Raw genomic sequence first — 23300 nt, forward strand, 5'->3', positions numbered from 1 at the left:
TTATGTGAGTATAGGCAGTGCCAAAATACAGCTCCCCCGGATGAACAGTACAAGTATCGTACTTGCTAACCACTACCACAGGTATCACCTTTGTGTCAGCTTATAAACGGCTGGCCTTAGCTGTGAAAAACGATCACTAATACCATGCAGACTTTCTGAATGGCCAACAAACAAGATCCCATCAGGCTTCAAGGTAGCGGCAATACGTTCAAGGATCTTTGTCTTGTTTTCATTTTCAAAGTAAATCAATACGTTACGCAAGAAAACCAAATCAAACTTGCCCAGATCAGGAAAATCCTCATGCAAATTCAGCGTGAAAAATTGCACAGCCTGACGTAAATCAGCAATAACGCGAGCATTGCCCTCTTGCGGGCCAACCCCCTTACGGCAAAAACGACGCAAATATTCTGGCGGAATATTTTTGATGCGCATTTCAGGATAGATGCCCACCTTAGCCTGCTCAATCACCTTCCGGTTTACATCAGAGCACAACAGCTCCCATGTATTTTGGCAACGATCAGCTAGCAGCATTGCAATACTATAAGGCTCCTCACCCGTTGAGGCAGCAGCACTCCATACACGAAAATTATTACCGGGTTTTAACTTTGGTAAAATATCATCACGCAAATAATCAAAATGCTTTTGCTCTCGAAAAAAGTAAGTTTCATTGGTAGTAATTAACTCAAGGGCAAGACTTAACTCACCCTTGCCTTGTGGGCTTTGAATATAACGATAATATTCTTCAAAGCCCTTCATATTGCATGCAGCCAATCGTTTCCATAAGCGATTACTGAGCAATGCTTTTTTTTGCGGTGGCAAAAATATCCCTAACTTACTTTCAATTAACTGCTGAAATAACTGAAATTCCTTATCCGAAGGCATTGCATGTGATATTTCATTCGCCATAACCTAACGACTCTACTTAATTGTAACGAACAAAATCCCTATCCAGTTCATCATCGGTCAAGGCTTTACTAGCCGCCTTACGAGGACGAGAGGCCGTTTGATTGGAAGCTGAGTGATGTGAAGCATTATTGCCTCTAAAACTCCGCGATGCGGATCCATCGTTATTGCTTAATGTGAAATAGCTAACTGCCTCCTGCAACCGCAATGCCTGAGCACTCAACTCTTCAGAGGTTGAACTCAGTTCTTCAGCAGCAGCGGCGTTCTGTTGCATGGTTTGACTAACCTGCCCGATAGCAGCATTAATTTGGTTAACCCCTGCAGACTGCTCAGTAGATGCTGCGGCAATTTCTTGCACCAAATCTGCCGTTTTACGAATAGAAGGAACCATTTCCTGTAACAATTTACCCGCATTATCTGCTTTGCTAACGGTTTCACCGGCTAATGAGCCAATCTCTTGCGAGGCTACTTGACTACGCTCGGCCAACTTACGCACTTCGGAAGCAACCACAGCGAAACCGCGACCATGTTCACCCGCACGACCTGCCTCAATGGCGGCATTGAGAGCAAGCAAATTGGTTTGATAGGCAATATCGTCAATCACGCTGATGCGCTCAGCGATTTTACGCATTGCATCCACAGTGCTTGATACCGCCGCACCACCTGTCGCTGCATCTGATGCTGCCTTCTGAGCCATGCCATCAGTCACACTCGCGTTTTCAGTATTTTGAATAATGGACGCGGACATTTCTTCCATTGAAGCAGATGTCTCCTCAACACTGGCCGCCTGGACAGAAGCGCCTTTTGCCAAGGACTGCGCTGTTGAACTGACTTCTTCAGAGGCGGAGGCAAGGGCATCTGCCGAACCACGGACTTCAGACAAAACCTGCGACAGGGTACTGGACATCTCACGAATAACCGCCAGCATACTTGTTGTGTCGCCAGGTTTGGTCATCACCGTTTGAGTCAAATCACCAGATGCGATTTTGGTAATGACTGCGGCAGCATATTCTGGCTCTCCGCCTAATTGGCGAAGTAAGTTGCGAGTAATAACAAAACCAATAATACCCACAGCAATCAATGTAATGGTTGCAATTACGATAGAAATCACTACGGCACTTGATTTTGTTGCCAAAGCAGAATTTTTTGCATTGGCTGCCAACTCAACATTGTATTCCGCATGATTATCCATCGCTTTAATTACAGCAATACCGTCTTCTCTTGCCTTGGCTAATAATTCACGGGCCAAAGCACCATCATTATTATTCACAGCAGCAATAATCCCTGGAATACTGGCACTGTATTTATCAAAAGCTTGCACATCCTCCGAAAGCAGATCTCTATCTCGATTATCAGATATTACTTTTTTGTAGCTTTCCAGTCCTGCTTGAGCCGCACGTACACCTTGATTGATATCATCAATCATTCCAGGCACTAATGAGGCATCATCGTTTAATACTAATGTAGTAACCCTGATTCGAACACGCGAAACATCATTCTGTACGTTGGACAATGCCACAATACTTGGAATGATATTTTCATTACTGTAATTGGTTGTATCAAAAACGGAATTGAGTTGAACCTGAGCAGAACCAGCTAACAGAATGATACCTATCAGCGCAGTTGCCACTAACAAAGACATTTTTTGTGCGACAGTCATACAAAGCTCCCTTGGAGTCTACAAAATATTTAAATTGGTTAACGATTAAAAACCCATCAAGTACGGCTCATAGAAGCCAACTCACTTGACGAAAAATATCCCTCAAATTTCACCTATTGCAATTGCGCCTCAACTAAATGAGCCAATTCACGAATCGATAGTGCGCTGTTAGCATCTAACAGCACAATAAATTCATCGTCGCGCTTGGCAATTCCCTGAATAAAATCAGCGCGAATATTGGCTCCAAAAGACGGGGCATCCTCAATATTTTCATCATCCATTTCAATTACTTCACTGACTGCGTCTGCAAGCAAACCCAGCACGTGATTCTGTTCATTGTTTTCTAACTCAACAACAATGATGCAAGTGCGCTTCTGAACTTGTATTGGCTTCCTGCCCAAACGTACCGCCAAATCAATCACCGGCACCACTTCACCGCGAAGATTAATGACTCCACGCAAAAAATTAGGCATGAGTGGAACTTCAGTAATACCGTTATACTCAATAATTTCCCGCGTTTGAGACAACTCCAAACCATAATACTCATGACCAATATTGAACGTCAGGTACTGCTTTATAACTTCCGGGAGATTGCTTTTTTTCGCTTTTCCGGGCTGATTCATGACTGCTCCTCCTGCGCACTCATAGGCAGAGCGCTGTTACGTAGATGTTCTTGATTAATAGCATAGGTAATGAGCTGTTGGATATCCAAAATAAGTGCGACAGCACCTGTCCCCAATAAGCTGGAGCCTCCAATACCTTTTAATGCCTGGAAAATAGGGCCCATAGGTTTCACTACGGTTTGAATCTCCCCGTGTAACTCATCCACTACTATGCCCGCACGTTTTTCACCAAACTGTACAACGACAACTTTTTCACGCTGCACATCAGTACCCTGCAATGAAAATATTTCACGCAGGCGAATGTAAGGCACTTGTTCACCGCGCAGGTTGACACAGTTTTGTCCGTGAGAATGATTAAGCGAATTCAAATCTACGCATTCGAGAATGGTATTTTGCGGCACAATAAAATCTATTGCGCCTGCCAGGACGTGGAAGCCATCGATAATCGCCAGAGTGAGCGGCAAACGAATAGTTAAGCTGGTACCAACACCTATTTCACTTTCAACTTCAACGCCGCCCTGCAACTCTTCAATGTTACGTTTGACAACATCCATACCCACACCGCGACCGGAGAGATTAGTCACCTGCTCTGCTGTGGATAAACCAGGGTGAAAAATGAGTTGGAACAGCTCTTGTCGGCTTAAGTGAACACTCTCGTCGAGAATACCGTTAGCAATGGCTTTCTTGCGGATTTTTTCAACATCCAAACCACCGCCATCATCGTGAATACCAATCACGATATTGCCGGAATCGTGGTATGCGGTGAGTTTAATAGTGCCCTGTGCAGGTTTACCGCGCGCTTTGCGAACCTCCACAGACTCAATACCATGATCCATCGCATTGCGCACAATGTGCATTAATGGATCATTGAGTTTTTCCACCATGGAGCGATCCAATTCGGTTTCAGCACCTTCTATCTCCAACTCAATTTCTTTGTTTAACGTTTTTGCAGTATCGCGCACCACACGTTTGAATTTTTGAAAAGTGTCACCCACCGGCACCATACGCAGCGTTAATGCTGCATCGCGGATGGCTTCGGTAAACGCCCCCATAGAAGCAACTGCTTCTATCAGCATTGAATCACCCAGCTTGGACGCCAATAAATCTATACGCTGGCGATTCACAACCAGCTCGCCAATTAAATTAATCAAGGTATCCAAACGCTCGGCATCTACACGAATAAAGCGATTTTCCGGGCTGGATTTTTTCTCGACAATTTTCTTTTGCTTATCCAATGCCGCAGTTACAATCTCCGGCGCTACCGCTTCACCTTTCACCAGAATATCGCCAAGCATACTGACCGGACTTTGGTTTTTGGCTTGTAGCTTTTGCGTTTCCAGCGCAGCGTCCAGCTCCTGATAACTAATAGCATGGCTTTTTACCAAAATCTCACCCAAGCGTTTGCTATCTTCCGGTAAAGATTGGATTAATTTGACATAGGCTTCGATATTGCTACGCGGGGGAATGATGGTGATATCGGAATCATCGCGCACAAACATGAAGGCATCTTCAATTTGCTGCTGCGTAACTGAACCGGTGAGGGCAATTTCAAAACCCAAATACAATTGCTCTGGATCAAACTGTTCAACATCCGGCAAATGATCGGTAATGGTTGTGATATGCGTAATTTCGCCCAGAGTAGACAGAAAGCGCATGATCGACAGCGGGTCCATACCATTGCGCAACAAATCCGGGCCAAAGCGCACAGAAATATGCCAGGACTCACGCTCAGCTTCACTCACTAGTGACTTAATGTAATCAGCCTGCAATGTGGATGTTGGCTCTGCAAGCTCGGTATTGCCTGTGTTTGCTACAGCACTATCCTCTAACCATGGCTGCAAAGAACCCAACAATGCTTGCCCATTGGCGAGACACTCATTGTCGTTAGCACGATCATGCCTGGCATTTTCAACCAGTACCGCAATATGGTCGCGACAGGGCAGCAACAAACTAAGCAGATCGCTGGTAATAGTAATTTTATTATCACGCGCACGATCCAATACATTTTCAACAATGTGCGTAAAGCGCACTATGTCATCCAAACCAAAAAGACCCGCAGAGCCTTTTATGGTATGGGCCGCACGAAAAATTTCGTTAATCGTTTCCGGGTCAGTATCGCCATCATCCAACCGCAGCAATGCTGCTTCCATGGAGTTGAGCAAATCATCAGCTTCGGCAAAAAACGTTTGTAAGGCAGCATCAAGATTCATTGTCGATCCCTCTTAGGATTCAAGTGAAAATTGGGAGGAGAGATCGAGCTTGGTCAACACTGCATCGACAATTTCATTGCTTTTTGTAATAAACACCGTTTTATGGAGCTTGGCGAAAAACACCTTCGTAAATAGTAGAAGCTGAACACCGGCGGTATCTATTTCACTTACGTTATGCAAATCCAATGCGATTTTATCGGTGAGTCGTTCGTGATCAGCAAAGATTTCCGCTTTGCTTTCAGTGACATTATAAATAGTGAGATCACCTTCAAAGGAAAGCGTGGTGGTTTCCCTATTTTTTTTGCGTGTAATTTTCATGTTCATAATCCATCAGGATAGTGTGTTAACAAGATCATCCTTACAAAAAAATAGCTGCAAATTAAATCAGCATGGAAACAGCCTGCAGCATTTGTTCCGGGCGAAAGGGTTTTACAATCCAGGCTTTTGCACCAGCTGCCTGGCCTTCACGTTTTTTCTCGTCGGCACCTTCGGTGGTCAACATGATTACTGGCGTAAATTTATAGGCTGGCTTTTGTTTCATTTCTTTCACAAAGGTAATGCCATCCATATTGGGCATATTGACATCGGAAATAACCAGATTAATTTTTTGCCCATCAAGTTTGTTCAGTGCATCCTTTCCATCACTGGCCTCTACCACACTATAACCAGCACCCCGCAGCGCAATACCCACGACCTGACGCACGCTGGCAGAATCATCAACCACTAAAATAACTTTGGACATTCACGACTCCCTAAAAAAAGGTAATTTCAGAATTGCTTGGACTTTTGGAATGATCGCCACCGCGATGTACATCAACCTGCTCTAAAGTGGTGTAGGTTTTTTGTACCGCACGCAGCCAATCATTGATATCAATTGGCACCACCGTTTCACCGTGGCGAATGCGAGTTTCCTGTTCAGAGATCGCACCCACCAGCTTTTCCATATCATCAGTGACATGACTAAGGATCTGACTCACCCGATCCTGAAACTGCAAATTAACCAATACTTCTTCCACACTGGCTTGCACAGCGGAACTTTCATGTTCCAATGTCTGTGCCGATTGCATAATGCTTTCACTGGAGCGCTGGAACTGCTCAAGCACTTGCGTAATGGATGCCTCGGATTTACTCAGGCGAGAATTATCTTCCGCTGCATATTCTGTGGTGCGCTCCAGCGTGGTTTGCAGCACAGAATTCACCTGTTCAATACGGCGTCCGATACGCGCCCCGGTTTCACCCGAGCGAGTTGACAGGGTGCGAACCTCATCCGCCACTACCGCAAAACCACGCCCGTATTCTCCGGCACGGGCAGCTTCAATTGCGGCATTTAAAGCCAATAAATTGGTTTGCGATGCAATGCCGGCAACATCGGCACTCATGCCACTGAGTTCAACAGTAATTTTGGATAAGCCGGAAATTTCGCCAAGTAGCTCATCGCGCTGGCTGATTGCCTGGCGTAATGTTTGGGTGATGTCATTCAATTCTGTATTGGCAAAATGAATCACGCCCCCCAAGCCTTTTTCACCACTCATACTGCTGGCCGTGCTGGATGAACTGGCCACCGCCGCTTGCAAGCGCTGGTGAATGTCGGAGAAACGTCCAACCAATTCAGTGATACTGGATTCCAGTTGATGCCGCGCCAATTCAGTTTGACGCTGCCACAAGGGCAAGACTTCACGAATTAATTGCTGATAATTTTCCAACAGCGGTTTGTAATTTTGTGCAACCGCCAGGTTAGATTCAGCCTGTGCCAAATCACTACCCAATTGCGCGGCGCGCCCGGCTAATTGGTTCACTGAATAAATGCCAATGGCTGCAGCGACAACCACCACCATGAGTGCCAGCAACTTCCACACACCAGAAATCGAACCTAAAAAAATCAGTAGCAATGCCGCTGCGACAAGTCCACCTAAACTGCTAATCAATAGCAGGTGCGAATTCGAGCGAGATGAGTTTGCATAGGCACCAGAACTGGCACCATAAGATTGGTTGCTGCGCATCAAATTTATCCATGAAGCCGAAGAGCATTGAAAGAAAAAACAAGAAAGAACTTATCGCTACATCAACGTGGTAGCGGCAGGCAAATTAGTTATAGTCGTACACCTGAAGAGTGTCAAAAAAATATATTTGCCGAATGATCCAAATGAAGAATCATTGCAGTAGAGCGACTTTCATATAATAAAAATTAACAGGGCAGTCGCATTCGGTAAAAAAAAAACGCCCAACCTTGCTAAGCGTTGGACGTTTTAAAAAAGCTAAAACACAACATTAAACCAGCATAATCAACCCGTATTGCGCATACCTGCGGCAATACCCGCCATGGTCACTTTCAGTGCACGTTCAAGGTCAGGGCTAATGGTTTCGCTGCTGCGGTAGCGCTTTAGCAATTCAGCCTGTAAATAGTTGAGTGGGTCAACGTAAGGCTTACGCACTTCCAGTGACTGACGCAACATTGGCTCGTCGGCTAACAGCACATCCTGCTTCTTCATTGTATTGATCAAGGTTTCCAGCGCTTTCAAATCGCCACGCAATTCTTCGCCCAAACCGCGATACTCAACCGGCACCAACTGTTGCTCATAATAAGTGCAGATTGGGCCGTCGGCTTTACCGATAACCATTTCCAACAAGTCGAGGAAGCTGGAGAAGAATGCCCAGTTGCTGATCATGTCTTCCAGCAATTGCGGGTCATTTTGCAGGGCGTATTCAAATGCCTGACGAGTGCCTAACCAGGCCGGTAAATTTAAACGCACTTGTGTCCAGGCAAATACCCAAGGAATAGCACGCAAACTTTCTACACCACCGGTGGATTTACGCTTGGCCGGGCGACTACCCAGTGCCAACAAACTTAACTCTTGCTCAGGCGTGAGGTTGCGGAAGTAGGGAACAAAATCTTTGTGACCGCGTACAACGGCGCGATAGGCCTCCAGACTGGCTTTACCCATGCGCTCAATCAGATCGCGCCATTCTTGTTTGGGCGCGGCGTTAGGTGACATGGTGGCACGCAGGGTTGCCGTTACGTAAGACGATAAGCTGCTAAATGCAACACGCGGCAAACCAAACTTGTAGCGAATCATTTCGCCCTGCTCGGTCACGCGAATACGGCCTTTTACGGAGCCGGGCGGCTGCGATGCCATGGCTTTTTCTACCGGGCCGCCACCGCGACCAACGGTACCGCCACGGCCGTGGAACAGCACCAGCGATACCGCAAACTTGTCGGCAAGTGCGACCAGTTTTTCCTGCGCTTTGTATTGCGCCCAGGTAGCGGCGAGCTTGCCCGCATCTTTCGCGGAATCGGAATAGCCGATCATGACGGTTTGTTGTTGCGCTGAATACTGTTGATACCACTCCAGATTCCACAAACGCTCCATCACAATCGGCGCGCGGTCCAGGTCATCCAAGGTTTCAAACAGTGGCACAACAGGCATATTCCAGGTCATGCCTGACTCTTTCAACAAGAGTGCAACCGCGAGCACGTCTGACGGCTGCTGTGCCATGGAAATAACGTAATGAGAGAGGATTTCGCGCGGCTCTTGCGCCACAACACGGCAAGTCGCGAGTACTTCAGCAGTTTCATCGCTCATTGGCCAGGAAGCAGGCATCAATGGACGCTTGCTGGTGAGCGCATCCAACAGAAACGCTTGACGCTCTTCTTCTGACCAGGCGCGATAGTCACCAATCTCCAAATACTGCACCAACTCATCAATTGCCTGCACATGGCGATCGCCATCCTGACGTACATCGAGCGGTACCAGGTTGATGCCAAAGCAGTGTACGCGACGGATGGTATCGACCAGCGGGCCATTGGCGATGTGCGGCAGACCGACATCGTTCAATGAGCGGAAGCAGAGCATTAATGGTGCGAGCAGATCTTCGCGACTGGTGATCAGGTCTGCGGGCACTTCTACCGAACGGCCTTGCAGGCGCGCCTCGGCCCACTCCAGGGTGGATTGGATGCGCTGACGCAGATCGTACATGGCATCGCGGTAAGGAGTAGTAGAGTCGGGGTAGCGGGCGCGAAGCTCGTCGCTGGCTTCGCTCATACTCAGGTCACCGCCCAGGCTGTACACATCGCGTGAGTAGAGTTCTGCTGCCATCCAACGGCCTAGCAACAGGACTTCACGGGTAATTTTGTGAGTGACATTCGGATTGCCATCACGGTCGCCGCCCATCCAGGAATAGAATTTGATCGGGCGAATATCCACAGGCAAATGCGCGCCCAGGTGACGTTGGGTCAAGCGATCCAGGTGGCGGATAAAATCCGGCACGGCCTGCCATAGGCTGTTTTCGATAACAGCAAAGCCCCATTTGGCTTCATCCACAGCCGTAGGACGTGTGGTACGAATCTCATCGGTAGCCCAGATTTCTTCCACCAGACGGTGCAAGCGGCCACGCAGTTTGTCTTGTTCAAATACCAGCAGGCTGGGGTTTTGGCGATCAGCAAGCGTATCGACTATCTGGTCGTATTTGCGGATCAGGGTGCGGCGAGTCACCTCAGTGGGGTGGGCGGTCAGCACCAGCTCAATACGCAGCTTATTAATAAGTTCGGTGAGGGCATCTTTGCCCTGTGCAGCGGCAAGCTCGATAATCAATGCTTGCAGCTTGTCTTCGGCCTCCGCTTCGGCGCTGGAAAAGTATTCCTGGTCGGCGATATTAGCGAGGTTAAGGAATTGATTAAACGCACGGACTATAGGCAGGATGCTTTGGTCATCAAGACTGCTGAGCATAGCCACCAGCGGTGCAGAGTCACCGTTTTCAGCTTTGTTAATCGCCTTACCCAGTTTGCGAATTCCTTCAACTTTGGAAAACAGCTCTTCACCCTCGTGGGCGTGAATCGTTTCACCTAATAGTTCCCCTAGCAGGCGTACGTTTTCGCGCAGGGTTTCAGGTAGTTTTAACATGAGCACTTCTCCAACAATCGATAAGAGGAAGATAAACAGAGAATCAAACAGTGACGGGATTAACCGCCGCTGGCCAGATCATCAGCCAATGGGCGCAGCGAAAGGTATAAAAGCTGCGAAATCTGTGCCTAATTGATAAAAAAGACACCGGGCTTAACACCGCGTGCTATAACGGCGGCCGCGCAGATTACAAAGACACCCTCGGGGATGCAATAGCCAGTTGAAAAACCCTAGGGCATCACCCCAAAAAATGCGCAATATTTACGCGCAAATTGCCGCAAAAAGCGCTATGCAACGTTATGTAGGATCACACAAAGCCTGAAGGCTGTGCACAACTTCCCTTGTCCCGCCCACAACAGATCACCATCCTCAAGGGTAGCGGTAATAATAAACAACCTGCACCAAAAACAACCGCATTGCCGTAGAAAAGCCGGAGTTACATCCTAAAAAGATCCACAGCGAAGTATCCACAGAAGCTGTGAATAACTCTGTGCATGACCCTTTGGTAATGGGGCGCAGGGCTGATTATTACTGGTGTGGCGCCAGGTGTTCAATTCCTGCACGTCATTATTTCACTGTTCAGGAAAGGCTCAACATGGCCTTAAAGCGTTCGCGATAACGGCGTGACAAGGTGAGCTGTTGCCCATTGCGCAAGCGCACCTGATAGTCGCCACTATCCAACGCCTCTATATCCTGTACCTGCCCCAGGTTGATAATTGTTGAACGGTGAATACGGGCGAAATGGGCTGGCAATAGCTTTTCCAACTTATCCATGGTGATGCGCATGGGGTAGACGCTGCCTTTTATATGTAGATTGGCGTAGTTACCAGAGGCCTCCACCCATTCAATATCCGCCGTTTGAATCAGAAATTCCCGCCCCAGCTTTTTAATCAGCAGACGCTCGGGTGGCGATTCAGGCTCAGGCGTCTCGCTCTCTGCACTGTCTGCCAGATAGCTCGCCTCGCCCTGTAACCGCCGGGCGATAAAGCGATAGCCCACAATGATCAGCGCCAGCGTCAAATAGGCTTGGGCGTCCTTGCGGTATTCATAGAAAAACTCGACCGGCAGATCACCAAACTCATAGCTGGCGCCCATGGCGCGATACCAGAGCTGGCGAATCGTCACCATGCCGCTGACATGCAGTACAGAAAACGGCACAGTCGCTATGAGATGTACCAACAAGCGCCATTTGAGCGCCAGTTGACTGATCCAGCGATCATTCAGCCACAGCACCAGCGGGATCAACAGCAACAGCACCATGCAGCTGGATATTTCCCAACAAAACGGTTCCCACACAGGAATAGTCCCACCGCTGCGCCGCACTTCCATCAGGGTAGTGGTTGCCAGCACCACTACATTCACACTGAACCAACCCACCAACAGCGCGGCACCCCAAGCCCATTGATGCGCTAAAAAATGCCGGATTAACAGCGATTGCAGGTGAGTCGATTGGGAAGGGGAATGAGTCATGCTGATCACTGTCGATTGGGGTGCGCGAATGTCGGGTATTGCCTGGCTTTTCGCAACCTGGGTTCATCACAAGGGGCGTCCGTTCATCACATTTCCTTGTAGAACAATCACTTGGTAGCACCACTGCCCTGCGGGTTTACCTAGCATAGCGTTTTTGTATTCCTAAAGGCATGCACCATGACACAAGCACATTCCGTCTTAACGGCACATCAGCCCGATAGCCATTCCCCGCTCCCACGCCCCTATACGCAGGCTGAGTTTCACCGGCAGCGATTGGTTGAGCTGGACTGGCTCAGGGTGTTGGTATTTGGCCTGTTAATTTTTTACCACACCGGCATGCTTTACGCCGAAGGCTGGGACTATCACTACAAAAGCACTTATACCAGCAAACTGCTCACCAACATCATGCTCTGGTCAAACCAGTGGCGTATGTCGCTACTGTTTTTAATCAGCGGCGCGGCGATATCCTTTTTAATCGCCAAACAGCCTTGGGGGCAATTTATCCGTAAGCGCATTCCCCTGCTTTTATTGCCACTGTTGTTTGGCATATTGGTAGTGGTAGTTCCACAGGTTTATGTGGAAGCGAACAGCAAAGGGTTAATCAACCTCACTGACTATTGGCATTTTTGGCACATCTACCTGGATCAAACCAGCGCTGAATTTGCTCCACACAAAACCTTGGGCCAACTCCACCTCACCTGGAATCACCTCTGGTTCTTGCCTTACATACTGGCCTATACATTGATCTTGTGGGCGCTCTACCCGCTGATAACTTCCCGCGCATGCGCGCCAGTGTGGCGATGGCTCAGCAGCAAATGCACCCTGAGCCTGGTAGTGCTGGTACCTGTAGTGCTATTTCATGGCATCGGCTGGTGGCTCTACAGCAAATACCCCACCACCCATAATTTTGTCGAGGATTGGTACAACCACGCGCGCTCCTTGTTGTGCTTTGTACTGGGCTTCGCACTGGTGCGGATGCCGCAAGTATGGAGTCAATTCGCATCGATACGCTGGCACTTGCTGCCCATCGCCTTATTAACCTACGCCTATACCCTGTTTGCGTTTAACGGCGGCTCCCTGGGCGATAACAGAATCGCACAGGAAATCAACGGCTTTATATGGTCAGCCAACGGCTGGTTGTGGATACTCACCATCATCGCCTGGGCACAACATTGGTTTACCTTTAGCAATCCATTGCTGAAATATTTAAACAGCGGTGTGTATTGTTTTTATATCTTGCACCAGACACTGATCATTGTTATTGCCTACTTTGTAGCACCCCATAAAGTGGGCCCAGTACTTGAACCACTGTTGATCATCAGCGCTGTTGCAATCGGGTGCGTGGTGATTTTTGAAGTGGTTAAACGGCTTCCGGTGGTGCCGGTGCTGTTTGGGATTCAGAAGAAATAACAGGTCATGGGCGTGTGACTATTCAAAACAGGAGATTAACCCTTCAACAATAGTCACACGCCATCATCAGCGCGCTCAAGGATACGCGCTCCCGGGCCTTGGGCGCCGAGCACATCATCGGGGTTGCGCAAAGGGCAATCCCGAAGCGATAGACAACCACAACCGATACAGCTATTCAATTCATCCCGCAAGCGCTGCAATTTTTGTATCCGTTCGTCCAGGCTCTCGCGCCATTTTGCAGCGGCGCGGCTCCATTGTGCTTTACCGGCTTTGGCTTCCGGTTGATATCGCCCCAGCACACGCTCTATTTCCCCTAAAGGTATTCCCACACGTTGCGCCACTTTAATAATCGCAATATAACGCAACACACTGGGAGCATAGCGCCGTTGATTGCCCGCATTGCGAATGCTCACAATTAACCCCTTAGCCTCATAAAAATGCACGGCAGATACCGCCACACCACTGCGCGCAGCCACTTCACCCACACTCAGTTCACGCTCACTGCACATCTTGTGTTTTGTCACAGCTATTGACCTCAAGTTAACTTGAGGTTTTATAGTGCAATCACTTTGCATTCATGACAAGCGCACTCACCTACCCATGCACCCCAGAGGTACTCACTATGCTGGATCAACCGGAAAATATATTGCATGAAAAAAATGAATTATTGGTAACACGATTCCTGACATCAATCTTCAAACATCAGATCACAGGGCAGGAAAAAACAGCATTATTCTCCAACACCTTGATGGATACATTAAGCTGTCAGGGGTTTCCGGAATTCAACCCACAAACATCGACCGAACTCAGTGGGTTTTTAAACTATCTCCTGGATGTATTCAGGCAGCCAACTATCAGTATCAACACCATCACAGCTGATGACACCACGGTACTCATTCACTTTCGTATCCAAGGGAATCATCACGAAGAGTTCATGGGGCTTACCGCATCCTGCGGCAAGCTGTTATTAACAGCCCATATTCGCTTCACATTGCGGGAAAACAAAATCAGTGAAATATCTATGTACAACAAGCATGTTTCCTTAACCACTAATAAGGGCTACACCTACGAACTCACCAATCAGCAAGATCCCATACCGCAGTAGCTCATCTACACTTGCCCGAAACTTGTAATATAATATATCTTATTCCCACATTCACTCGCACAGCACACATCACCCTGTGCGAGCCCTTTGTATTTACTTGATACCAAAGGGATTTTCACAAATAACGATAAAAGTAAAACAACCCCGGCGTTCTGCGAAAACACCGACGAAATGTAATAACAAACAATAATCTTTTGATTATGCGCAGAACCCATCGCCTGCTTTGCAAATAACGCGTTTTTTATCGGCAATGATTTGTAAAGTTTTGAAAAATTAAATGTTATCAGGAGATAAATTTATGCAACGGCAATTCACGATGTTTTTGCGGTCAATGCTATTCGGTGTAGCTTGTTTAAGTAGCGTCGCCACCTTCGCACAAGATGGAAAAATGTATCCCATAGAGGCACCCGCTGAGCCGGGCGCAATTCCATTAAATACCGGTGGAGTGGAAAATCAGCCCGCACAGGAATCCTGGTTTCGTCAATGGGGCGACCCAATGGCGAGAAACATCACCAAAGCCACACTGACGCCCTTTCTCGCTGACCCTAAAAAAGCCAACGGCACCAGCGTGATTGTTGCACCAGGCGGCGGCTTTATGTGGTTATCCATGGCGAATGAAGGCTGGGAAGTTGCCGAAGCGCTCGCTGCACGCGGCATTAATGCGTTTGTATTGAAATATCGCCTGCAACCTACCGCCGATTCACTGGAAGCATTTGAAACACAAATGAACCAGCGTTTTGCCGAAGCTGCAAAGCCGGCAAGCGATGATAAATCCGGCGAGAAAAAATCAGGCACCGACAGATTACAGCGCAATTTGGATAATCAACTTGCCGACGTGGAAGCCGCCTATGCACTGATTAACAGTCGCGCCAAAGAGTGGAATGTAGATATGAAAAAAATCGGCATGATGGGCTTTTCTGCCGGCGCCGGATTAACCATGGCAACTACATTGCAATCCAAAAAAGTGAAGCTGGCGTTTATCGCGCCCATTTACGGCGGGATGAATGCCGTAGATGTACCTAAAGACGCACCACCCATGTTCGCTGCCATTGCCGTTGACGATTTTTTATTCCACGGTGAAACCGGCCTGATCAAATCCTGGTACGACGCAAAAATCCCTGTGGAATTTCACCTCTATCAAAACGGCGGCCACGGCTTCGGCTTGGGCAACCCGGATCGCACCAGCAACAAATGGTTTGATTCTTTCATCTACTGGCTTGAAGTAAACGGCTTTGTGAAACCTTAATTTATTATCACCAGTAAAGTCCGCTGTTATAGCAGCGGACTTTATTCATTAAGCACGGCATTAATCGACAACTGGTTTAACGCTTATTCATTTCTCCTGCAAAAAACTCACATCTCCCTTTCAATAAAAAATCCCGCCGCAATCCAGGCTTGTTTTACTTCTGTTTGCCATGAGTGAGCGACAAGTTTCAATGGTTTAGCTGTCCAGTGCGCAATAGCGTCCAGTGCGTGACTGATTTTATTGCCGTCGCGCAGTATTTCCAAAAAGCGAAATTGCACGGGGGTGACAGGAAAGGTTGCTGTTTGAAAGTCGCGGCGCAATATCACCGCATGGGATAACATTTTTGGTGGAAAATCCGGCGTGCGGCCAGCACGAATTTCATGATAATACCAGGCAACAGGATAACCATAGGTGGCGAGTGTGAGGCAGGGTTGCAATACCAATTCATCGTCCGGCGCGTTCAGCTCCGGCCACTCACCGCCTTCATGGCCGGGAGCGTCGAATAGACGGAATAACTCGCATTCATAGCGGGTTAAATCCACCATAAAGTCGATCCAGTCTTCGCGTTGATCGTCAGGTAAATCGCGGTCGGGTCTTGTGTCCTCCAGCCATGCGGAAAAACGATTACCAAGGTCATAAAGCGTATAGCTGTTGGATGGGCAAGCCTCCAAATAACAATCCGCAAAATCGTTAAACACATCCGCGCCTAGCGCGTAGTGCGTGGCAGGAAATTGTTCACTGAGACATTGGCGTAAACGCAGAATATAGCTGCGTTGGTAAATCGCAAGGCACGCGGATGCATTTATGTTTGCGCCGGGCAAGAGGGTATCGTTAATACTGTGTGAATTAGGTGCGGCAGGGTCTAGCAAAGCATTGAGGAACCGGTGCTGTAAGCTATCCAGTGAGGCTGTCGTCACTTCAGGCCTCCTCATACAAACGGCTGCCGCTCATCACATCGGGCACCATAAAACCGAGCGGAGTGGAAAACCCGCCATTATTTGCTGTTTGTTGTTGGATCGGTTGCGGATTCATATCGCTTATCGCTGTTGCTGCAATCCATTCCCGCGCACGCAATACTTCTGCATGAAGTTGCTCAAAGGGCGGTACATCGCCATCCCACTCCAATAAGGTAGCCGCGCCTGCGGATCTGTGCCAAGCAGTGTGAAATAGCCGCCACACATCGTCACATACGGGGCCATCGTGGGTATCAATAATATGTGTGCCGCAATGTTGATGACCTGCAAGATGCAATTGCACTACAGAATCAAACGGAAATTCATCAAGGTAAGCCTGCGGATCTGTGCCCGCATTAAAACAACTGACGTATACATTATTGATATCCAACAGCAAGCGACAATCCGTTGCGGCGCAAAGTGCACGCAAAAATTGTGGTTCGCTGATAGTTGAATGCCGAAAACGCACATAAGTGCTGGGGTTCTCCAACACCAACGGGCGCTGGAGAATATCCTGCACTTGATGCACACGGGGAATCAGATGCTGAAGTACGTCTTCGTTGAGCGGCAATGGTAAAAGGTCGTGACTGTTGAGCCCCAGCACACCAGTCCAACATAAATGATCGCTCACCCAACGCGGCTGGATTTCATCAACTAATTTTTTTAACCGGTGCAAATAATCCAGGTTGAGAGGATCAGTGCTGCCAATCGACATAGAGACGCCGTGCAATACTATTGGATAATGCTCTGCAATCCGTCGCAACATAGCGCGGGGGCGACCACCTGAATCCATAAAGTTTTCCGAGATAGCCTCAAACCAATCAACGGGCGGTTGCTCGCGCACAATATGTTCAAAGTGAACATTGCGTAAACCCACGCCCAATCCGAGTTGGTAATTCCCCCGATCTATTTGTTCCATTCACCACTCCAACATTAACCGCAACTATTGGCACCGCTCATACCACTGGCGCCACAGGCAGTCATACCTTCACCACTGTAAGTTTCGATCCACTCCATGGTTGGGCCATTGCTGAAAAGTTCCTGGTGCGGCACCGGCGACGGTGTTTTGGGCAACGAAGGATTATCCTTGCGTAAGGTCGGCCAGGTTTTTTCTTCAAATACTTTGCGCGCGCGTTTCCATACACCTTTTCCGCGATTGGGGCCGTCGGTGCTGAAGCGTTCTGCATTAATCGGTGTTGCACAGGAACCCAGCGTTGCGCATTCATTGTGTGCAGGATGATCCTGTTCTTCAGCCGTACCATAAAGCCCACAACCACCTTGACCGGCGCAATCATTTTTTACATGGCAAGTGTGATCAGACACATTTGGCTGCGATGGATCCGCGTAGTTATATTCCAGTGCAGTGGAACAATAACCTTGGCCAGCACAATTATTATCGCGCGTGCGCCCCTGGCCTTTACAGTGATTCAACCCCATGCAGGCGTGGCGCACTTCATCTTTACCCACGGCAGCAGGTGGATTGGCAGGAAACTTGGGCACACCTTTGAATTTTTCCAGTTGTGGATTGGCGACATCCGGCCAGAATGCACTCACATCAGGCAAAGTTGGAATCATCTTGATGTAATCATCCAAATAAGCCGCGGTATACCAAGGCTCAGTACCAAATTGCGCGCGAAAGTTGTTACACAAACTGGTGAGATTACTAAACGCCTGATGGCGATGCCCCAAATTAATATTTTCAAATGTCGGCGCGAGGTTATAAGTAATGTTATTTTCCTGAAAGGTGACCGTCCTCATTTGCTGAATGACTTTATCGAGAATCCAAATCATTGAGCGGTGCAAGGATTGATTGAAATAACGCTTCTGGTTATGCGGCTCCTGCAAAAAAATACTTTCAGTCATGATCAACATGTATTGATACAAACCACTGACCACATTCGCCAATTCGGCATAACCCGGCAGATAGGAAGCTGCCACAGGATTATCTGGAAAATTAAATACCACGCCACTCAAATCCGCCGTACTGACCGGTTGCTTTGCAGCAGCAGGCGGTTTGGGGTGCTTGGGCAGTTTTTCACTTTTAGGATCATAACCTTCAATTTGCGATTGCAAGGTCAGGAATTTGAAGTAGTGGGATAATTCTTGATGCGATGGATCATCAAATTTAGCAGGGCCAAATCCTTCACCTTGCGCATCAATCGTTTGTATCGCTTGCAGTGCCTGTTCACGCGAAGTAATGGCCAGTAGCTGGGATTTACCCGCATGACTATCCTCGCGGCTCATATAAGCCGCTGCATGGGCAGCGGAATTTTTCTCCGGCGGCGCCTGGTGTTTATTAAAACTGTGTTCGGGATAAACTGTATCAATATTATTAGGTGAATAATTGGTTGGCTGAATCTGACGCAATGTTTCGCCCCGATGGAAGTCCTCATCCTTCATATGCTCAGAGCAAATAATGCAACGCACATAGGAATAAATCTGGCCGATAGTTTTCCACGCACCGCCTTCCGGTGGCGCATCGGATGCTGCCGGGTATTCAATTTCAAGGAAGTGCCAGAGTTGTTCTACCGATAATTTTGAAAGAGGCAAGGCCAAGGGTTTTGCATCCGGCCCAAGCTTGGTGTGACCCGGCAAATTGGTTGGGTAAGGGCCAGGGGAATGCAGGTACATCTGCGGCATTTGCCCCAGTGAAAAAAGCACATTGGAAGACAGCGACATGTGCAGCATTTCTTCCACCGCCACACTCATGATGGCAGCACCAGCGCGATCAGCAAACTGTGAGAGCGATGTGTCGGGGAACCCGGTGGGTGTACGGTTAATCGAATAATAAGTGAAAAGGTAAATAGGGATGGTTGCCAGCTCCACCTCAATCGCCACCTGCAAATGCGATTTCAATTCAGCCAGCGCCTGTTCGCGTGTCCAGTGATCATTAATATGTTTCACTAAACGTTTTTCGGCTGGTGTCAGCCGTTTTACATGATCGGCGTAATTCATCTGCTGTTCCTTCTTCTGATATATACGGTTGGTTAAGAGGCACTTAAAACTTATTATTTTATTAACCAAGGAAAGACGTTGATGGCGTATTAGCCGTCATAATCATTTCCCTGATGATATTGAAGTTGCAACACCGCCCGAGTGTCTCATGCAAACAAGAGGCTATCTATTACAGGTTATTACACAGGGAAAGTTCATTCGACGACTAGAGGATCATTGCAGCGGTTAGTACGGTGCTCCATTCGGGTTTAAATTGGAAGATCAGGCAATCATGCCGGATTTTTGTGTATCCCAAATAACAGACCGAATACTTAACATAACAAGCATCGGGACAGCCCGCCTTAAAGCAACTTTATATCCAGCTCAACTCATGAGGAATTCCGTTATGTTAACCAACAACGCAAAAATCATATTGATTACCGGCGCGAGCAGTGGGATCGGCGAAGCAACTGCAAAAGTGCTGGCAAAAGCAGGCCATAAAGTCATGCTAGCTGCCCGCCGTATTGATCGACTTGAATTACTTGCAAAAACCATCACACACGATGGCGGAACCGCAAAAGCTTACGCACTTGATGTAGTCTCCCGCGATAACTTCACGGCTGTGGTTGCTGCAATCACTGAGGAATTTGGACCAGTTGACGTATTGGTTAATAACGCAGGCCTTATGCCACTATCGCCAATGGGGACACTCAAAACCAACGAATGGGATCAAATGATTGATGTGAATATCAAAGGCGTCCTAAACGGAATTGCATCTGTTTTAACATCTATGGAACATCGCGGCGGCCACATAATTAATATCGCTTCCATTGCAGCCCACAGTGTATTTCCAACCGCCGCTGTTTACTGCGGAACAAAATTTGCCGTTCGCGCTATTTCAAACGGCTTACGTATGGAATCCAAAAAAGTACGAGTGACGATTTTTTCTCCTGGCGTTGTAGAAAGCGAATTAGCTCACACCACAACCGACACCGCAACAAGAGAATGGCTTGAGGATTTTCGTAAAGTGGCGTTAAAACCAGAAGCCATTGCCAACGCAATCGCTTACGCCATTGAGCAACCAGAGGGTGTCAATATTGATGAATTGATTGTACAACCAACTCAATCAAGCTATTAATGCATACCATACACATTGCCAGCTTAACCTGCTGGCAGTGTGTATCCACGATCCGCCGATGCTTTCGCTTATTTACGGGTTTTGGCGGCACGATGCTGAGCAAAGTAGAAGGATGATTTTAATGTTGAATCTATCTATTTTTTATCGTAGTCGCTTGTTATATCTTTTCTAAGTGAATACATGCTACACCAGCGTTAGCTGATTCTTGCATGTCATTAAATGTTAATTCAGCTTGTGTATTGTATATTTTTAGCAACTCTGATGCGGCAAGCTTGTAAGCAGGTATATAAATTAACACCCCAAGCATAAATTTAAACCAATGATCCATATTTTGCTTTTTAGATATTCGTTTATTTCGTGAGCCAAGCCTTTGGCTACGAATACACTTAAGCTTGCCTGAGCGAGCAGCATAAAAGTTTTCTATTGGCTCGACTATAGACAAATTTACCGCAAAGCTTCCGCCCCACTTGTTAAATTGGACTTCTAATATTTGGTGCTGTCCGTTTATGATTCGCTTATATGTTGAATTTCTACCCATCCAACCTTGAGCTTTCAAAAACGGATCAACATGAGACTTCAAAACCAGCCTCATTCGATCATTTGTTTCTTTAATTTTTAGATTGAAAAATGTATGCATAATATTCGCTGGTATAACGAAACCGTAGAAAAAACCAATAACTACTGAATTTACTTACAGCCAATTGATTAATAATTTATTGGCTCACTTTGTCCAACTACTTTCTGATTTTCAACCAACCATGCCTAAGTAACGCAATATAGTCAGAAAATGATTTGATCTTTTCGCGACATTCGCAACTTACAAGAGCTGCTTGGTCACGATGATGTGAAGACCATACATATTTATATTCAAGGGAAGCCTGGTCTATTCGTTACACCCTTTTGTGTCTTGACTAATTGTCATATTATAAGCCCTCTGCACCCGAATCCTGTTCGGAAATGCTGGCTTCACATCAATAACGAGGATTACACAATGAAAAAACTCATCGCTGCACCCCTGATGGGACTTGCAGCCCTGCTTAGCGGCTGCGATTCAGCCAACACCACAAGCGACACATCCAACTCCACTGCAGCGGCAGTCAGCTCTCCAGCCGCAGAGAAAACGGCTCGTTTCACCCAATTTATTTATCAAGGTGAATCCCAGGAAAAAGTGACTCTGGGTGAAGGCGAATTCCGCAACCCAATTCTGTCTGGTTACGCACCCGATCCAACGGTAGCGCGTGTAGGTGATGATTACTATGTAGTTCCGTCTACTTTTACCCACTTCCCGGGTTTGCCCATTTACCACTCCAAAGACTTGGTGAACTGGATCCCTATCGCTAACGCCATCGACCGCCCCGATCAACTTAACTTTATGAATATCGGCGTATCACGCGGTATTTTTGCACCCGACCTTTCTTATCACGACGGCACCTACTACATCGCCACGACCTGTGTGGATTGTGGTGGTAACTTCGTAATCACCGCCAAGGACATTAAAGGCCCTTGGTCAGAGCCGCACTGGCTGGGCTTTGAAGGTATCGACCCTTCCATCCACTGGGATGACAGCGGCAAAGCCTATATCGTCAATAACGGCGCGCCCAATGAAGAACCTCGCTACGACGGCCATCGCGCTATCTGGATTCAGGAATTCGATTACAAAAACCTCAAAATGGTCGGCGAGCGCAAACAGCTGATCAACGGCGGCGTGGATATTTCCACTAAACCGGTGTGGATCGAAGGCCCGCACATCATCCAGCGCAATGGCTACTACTACATCACCGCAGCCGAAGGTGGCACCAGTGTGCATCACTCACAAACCATCTTCCGCGCGGACAACGTACTCGGCCCCTATGTACCTGCCGAACACAATCCTATCCTCACCCAGCGTGACCTGGATGTTGATCGTAAGGACCCAATCATTGCCGCCGGCCACGCCAAGTTTGTGCAACTGCCCAATGGCGACTGGTGGGCGACCTTCCTCGCTATTCGCCCTTACGACCGTGACATGTTCAACATAGGCCGTGAAACTTTCTTATTGCCTGTGTACTGGGAAAACGACTGGCCTTACATGCTGCCACCGGGTGAGCGCATTCCTTTCACTCACAAAAAACCCGCACTGCCCGAGCAGCCAGCCGCGGAGATTCCAACCTCTGGCGACTTTGGCTACACCGACAACTTTGACGGCAATGCATTGGGTGTGAGCTGGATGGGCATTCGCAACCCAATCAAGCCGTTTTATGAAGTAAAAGACCAAGGCCTCAACCTTGCATGCCACGGCGGATTGGGTGATCTTGCGAAAGTGCCAAGCTATGTTGGCCGCCGCCAACAGCACCACATTGCGGAATTCACCACTACCCTTAGCTTCAACCCCGCTGCTGAAGGCGATGCCGCAGGACTTGCCGCTGTGCAGGACGACCGCCACACGATGTTTGTCGCCCTGACCCGCCTCGACGGCAAGGATCAGGTTGCCCTCTTCCGCCGCCAAGGCACAACCAAAGACACGCTAATCAAGGCGACCCCGATCAACAAAGCTAAAGACGTAACCCTGACACTGGCTTTCAACGCCGGTAAAGCCAAGGCCTACTACGAAATCGACGGCCAACGCCAACTGCTCGTCGACAATGTGGACGCCACCAACCTAAGCACCAATGTATCGGGCGGGTTTGTCGGCACCATTGTTGGACCTTACTGCACCAGCAACTAATACAAGGGTTGATCGGAAACTAAAACGCCGGGCTTTGCCCGGCGTT

General features: G+C 48.0%; 19 protein-coding genes. 5 read left to right on the forward strand and 14 right to left on the reverse strand.

Features of this window, described 5'->3' with window-relative positions; genetic code table 11:
* Nucleotides 1-84: 84 nt before the first annotated feature.
* From B0D95_RS09650 to B0D95_RS09690, 9 genes are all read right to left on the reverse strand, one after another.
* On the reverse strand, nucleotides 85-906 hold the full coding sequence (locus B0D95_RS09650; RefSeq protein WP_078043710.1) for a protein-glutamate O-methyltransferase CheR: 822 nt from the start codon (nucleotides 904-906) through the stop codon (nucleotides 85-87).
* Between the two features lie 16 nt (nucleotides 907-922).
* Entirely contained in the window at nucleotides 923-2563 is a 1641-nt protein-coding gene (locus B0D95_RS09655) for a methyl-accepting chemotaxis protein (protein WP_078043711.1), read from the reverse strand.
* A 113-nt stretch (nucleotides 2564-2676) separates the two neighbouring features.
* Nucleotides 2677-3186, reverse strand: coding sequence for a chemotaxis protein CheW (locus tag B0D95_RS09660; protein ID WP_078043712.1), 510 nt, complete (start codon nucleotides 3184-3186; stop codon nucleotides 2677-2679).
* Nucleotides 3183-5396: a chemotaxis protein CheA gene (locus tag B0D95_RS09665; RefSeq protein ID WP_078043713.1), complete on the reverse strand. Its 2214-nt coding sequence runs from the start codon at nucleotides 5394-5396 to the stop codon at nucleotides 3183-3185. Before B0D95_RS09665 ends, B0D95_RS09660 begins: the two co-directional genes overlap by 4 nt.
* Nucleotides 5397-5408: 12 nt before the next feature.
* Nucleotides 5409-5714 carry a lipid asymmetry maintenance protein MlaB gene (locus B0D95_RS09670; RefSeq protein ID WP_078043714.1) on the reverse strand — a complete coding sequence of 102 codons (306 nt, stop codon included), beginning with the start codon at nucleotides 5712-5714 and terminating at the stop codon, nucleotides 5409-5411.
* Between the two features lie 61 nt (nucleotides 5715-5775).
* Nucleotides 5776-6138 carry a response regulator gene (locus tag B0D95_RS09675; RefSeq protein WP_078043715.1) on the reverse strand — a complete coding sequence of 121 codons (363 nt, stop codon included), beginning with the start codon at nucleotides 6136-6138 and terminating at the stop codon, nucleotides 5776-5778.
* 10 nt (nucleotides 6139-6148) lie between these two features.
* Nucleotides 6149-7396, reverse strand: a complete 1248-nt coding sequence (locus B0D95_RS09680; protein ID WP_078043716.1) for a methyl-accepting chemotaxis protein — start codon at nucleotides 7394-7396, stop codon at nucleotides 6149-6151.
* Nucleotides 7397-7678: 282 nt separating this feature from the next.
* Complete coding sequence (gene ppc, locus B0D95_RS09685; RefSeq protein WP_078043717.1) at nucleotides 7679-10294, reverse strand: phosphoenolpyruvate carboxylase; 2616 nt, start codon at nucleotides 10292-10294, stop codon at nucleotides 7679-7681.
* 579 nt (nucleotides 10295-10873) lie between these two features.
* Nucleotides 10874-11764, reverse strand: coding sequence for a LytTR family DNA-binding domain-containing protein (locus B0D95_RS09690; RefSeq protein WP_078043718.1), 891 nt, complete (start codon nucleotides 11762-11764; stop codon nucleotides 10874-10876).
* A gap of 177 nt (nucleotides 11765-11941) precedes the next feature.
* Here B0D95_RS09690 and B0D95_RS09695 point away from each other — a divergent pair, with 177 nt between their 5' ends.
* Entirely contained in the window at nucleotides 11942-13174 is a 1233-nt protein-coding gene (locus tag B0D95_RS09695) for an acyltransferase (protein ID WP_078043719.1), read from the forward strand.
* Nucleotides 13175-13227: 53 nt separating this feature from the next.
* Here the strand turns inward: B0D95_RS09695 and soxR are convergent, their stop codons facing one another.
* Complete coding sequence (soxR, locus tag B0D95_RS09700; protein ID WP_078043720.1) at nucleotides 13228-13683, reverse strand: redox-sensitive transcriptional activator SoxR; 456 nt, start codon at nucleotides 13681-13683, stop codon at nucleotides 13228-13230.
* Between the two features lie 113 nt (nucleotides 13684-13796).
* On the opposite strand from soxR, the gene B0D95_RS09705 reads away from it, so the two are divergent.
* Both B0D95_RS09705 and B0D95_RS09710 read left to right on the forward strand, forming a co-directional pair.
* The gene (locus B0D95_RS09705) at nucleotides 13797-14279 is read left to right on the forward strand and encodes a hypothetical protein (protein WP_078043721.1); all 483 of its coding nucleotides are present in this window, start codon (nucleotides 13797-13799) and stop codon (nucleotides 14277-14279) included.
* A 298-nt stretch (nucleotides 14280-14577) separates the two neighbouring features.
* Nucleotides 14578-15525: an alpha/beta hydrolase gene (locus B0D95_RS09710; RefSeq protein WP_078043722.1), complete on the forward strand. Its 948-nt coding sequence runs from the start codon at nucleotides 14578-14580 to the stop codon at nucleotides 15523-15525.
* A 107-nt stretch (nucleotides 15526-15632) separates the two neighbouring features.
* Here B0D95_RS09710 and B0D95_RS09715 read toward each other — a convergent pair whose 3' ends face one another.
* Genes B0D95_RS09715 through B0D95_RS09725 form a run of 3 tightly spaced genes read right to left on the reverse strand, consistent with a single transcriptional unit; the run spans nucleotide 15633 to nucleotide 19433 of the window.
* Nucleotides 15633-16442: a DNA-binding domain-containing protein gene (locus B0D95_RS09715; RefSeq protein WP_168172431.1), complete on the reverse strand. Its 810-nt coding sequence runs from the start codon at nucleotides 16440-16442 to the stop codon at nucleotides 15633-15635.
* A 1-nt stretch (nucleotide 16443) separates the two neighbouring features.
* Nucleotides 16444-17397 carry a DUF692 domain-containing protein gene (locus B0D95_RS09720; protein ID WP_078043724.1) on the reverse strand — a complete coding sequence of 318 codons (954 nt, stop codon included), beginning with the start codon at nucleotides 17395-17397 and terminating at the stop codon, nucleotides 16444-16446.
* Nucleotides 17398-17411: 14 nt separating this feature from the next.
* Complete coding sequence (locus B0D95_RS09725) at nucleotides 17412-19433, reverse strand: ferritin-like domain-containing protein (protein WP_078043725.1); 2022 nt, start codon at nucleotides 19431-19433, stop codon at nucleotides 17412-17414.
* Between the two features lie 385 nt (nucleotides 19434-19818).
* Between B0D95_RS09725 and B0D95_RS09730 the strand changes: the two genes are divergently transcribed.
* Entirely contained in the window at nucleotides 19819-20550 is a 732-nt protein-coding gene (locus B0D95_RS09730) for an SDR family oxidoreductase (RefSeq protein WP_078043726.1), read from the forward strand.
* Between the two features lie 157 nt (nucleotides 20551-20707).
* On the opposite strand, the gene B0D95_RS09735 is transcribed toward B0D95_RS09730, so the two are convergent.
* Nucleotides 20708-21187 (reverse strand): DUF4304 domain-containing protein, encoded by a 480-nt coding sequence (locus B0D95_RS09735; protein ID WP_078043727.1) that lies wholly within the window; start codon nucleotides 21185-21187, stop codon nucleotides 20708-20710.
* Nucleotides 21188-21541: 354 nt separating this feature from the next.
* On the opposite strand from B0D95_RS09735, the gene B0D95_RS09740 reads away from it, so the two are divergent.
* Nucleotides 21542-23254 (forward strand): family 43 glycosylhydrolase, encoded by a 1713-nt coding sequence (locus B0D95_RS09740; RefSeq protein WP_210403703.1) that lies wholly within the window; start codon nucleotides 21542-21544, stop codon nucleotides 23252-23254.
* Nucleotides 23255-23300 lie beyond the last annotated feature (46 nt).

Source organism: Cellvibrio sp. PSBB023 (assembly GCF_002007605.1).
GTDB lineage: Bacteria > Pseudomonadota > Gammaproteobacteria > Pseudomonadales > Cellvibrionaceae > Cellvibrio.

What these genes read in the sequence shown, in the direction of transcription:
- B0D95_RS09650 (WP_078043710.1), bottom strand. Translation starts at nt 906, where the DNA reads ATGGCGAATGAAATATCACATGCAATGCCTTCGGATAAGGAATTTCAG.
- B0D95_RS09655 (WP_078043711.1), bottom strand. Translation starts at nt 2,563, where the DNA reads ATGACTGTCGCACAAAAAATGTCTTTGTTAGTGGCAACTGCGCTGATA.
- B0D95_RS09660 (WP_078043712.1), bottom strand. Translation starts at nt 3,186, where the DNA reads ATGAATCAGCCCGGAAAAGCGAAAAAAAGCAATCTCCCGGAAGTTATA.
- B0D95_RS09665 (WP_078043713.1), bottom strand. Translation starts at nt 5,396, where the DNA reads ATGAATCTTGATGCTGCCTTACAAACGTTTTTTGCCGAAGCTGATGAT.
- B0D95_RS09670 (WP_078043714.1), bottom strand. Translation starts at nt 5,714, where the DNA reads ATGAAAATTACACGCAAAAAAAATAGGGAAACCACCACGCTTTCCTTT.
- B0D95_RS09675 (WP_078043715.1), bottom strand. Translation starts at nt 6,138, where the DNA reads ATGTCCAAAGTTATTTTAGTGGTTGATGATTCTGCCAGCGTGCGTCAG.
- B0D95_RS09680 (WP_078043716.1), bottom strand. Translation starts at nt 7,396, where the DNA reads ATGCGCAGCAACCAATCTTATGGTGCCAGTTCTGGTGCCTATGCAAAC.
- ppc (WP_078043717.1), bottom strand. Translation starts at nt 10,294, where the DNA reads ATGTTAAAACTACCTGAAACCCTGCGCGAAAACGTACGCCTGCTAGGG.
- B0D95_RS09690 (WP_078043718.1), bottom strand. Translation starts at nt 11,764, where the DNA reads ATGACTCATTCCCCTTCCCAATCGACTCACCTGCAATCGCTGTTAATC.
- B0D95_RS09695 (WP_078043719.1), top strand. Translation starts at nt 11,942, where the DNA reads ATGACACAAGCACATTCCGTCTTAACGGCACATCAGCCCGATAGCCAT.
- soxR (WP_078043720.1), bottom strand. Translation starts at nt 13,683, where the DNA reads ATGTGCAGTGAGCGTGAACTGAGTGTGGGTGAAGTGGCTGCGCGCAGT.
- B0D95_RS09705 (WP_078043721.1), top strand. Translation starts at nt 13,797, where the DNA reads ATGCTGGATCAACCGGAAAATATATTGCATGAAAAAAATGAATTATTG.
- B0D95_RS09710 (WP_078043722.1), top strand. Translation starts at nt 14,578, where the DNA reads ATGCAACGGCAATTCACGATGTTTTTGCGGTCAATGCTATTCGGTGTA.
- B0D95_RS09720 (WP_078043724.1), bottom strand. Translation starts at nt 17,397, where the DNA reads ATGGAACAAATAGATCGGGGGAATTACCAACTCGGATTGGGCGTGGGT.
- B0D95_RS09725 (WP_078043725.1), bottom strand. Translation starts at nt 19,433, where the DNA reads ATGAATTACGCCGATCATGTAAAACGGCTGACACCAGCCGAAAAACGT.
- B0D95_RS09730 (WP_078043726.1), top strand. Translation starts at nt 19,819, where the DNA reads ATGTTAACCAACAACGCAAAAATCATATTGATTACCGGCGCGAGCAGT.
- B0D95_RS09735 (WP_078043727.1), bottom strand. Translation starts at nt 21,187, where the DNA reads ATGCATACATTTTTCAATCTAAAAATTAAAGAAACAAATGATCGAATG.
- B0D95_RS09740 (WP_210403703.1), top strand. Translation starts at nt 21,542, where the DNA reads ATGAAAAAACTCATCGCTGCACCCCTGATGGGACTTGCAGCCCTGCTT.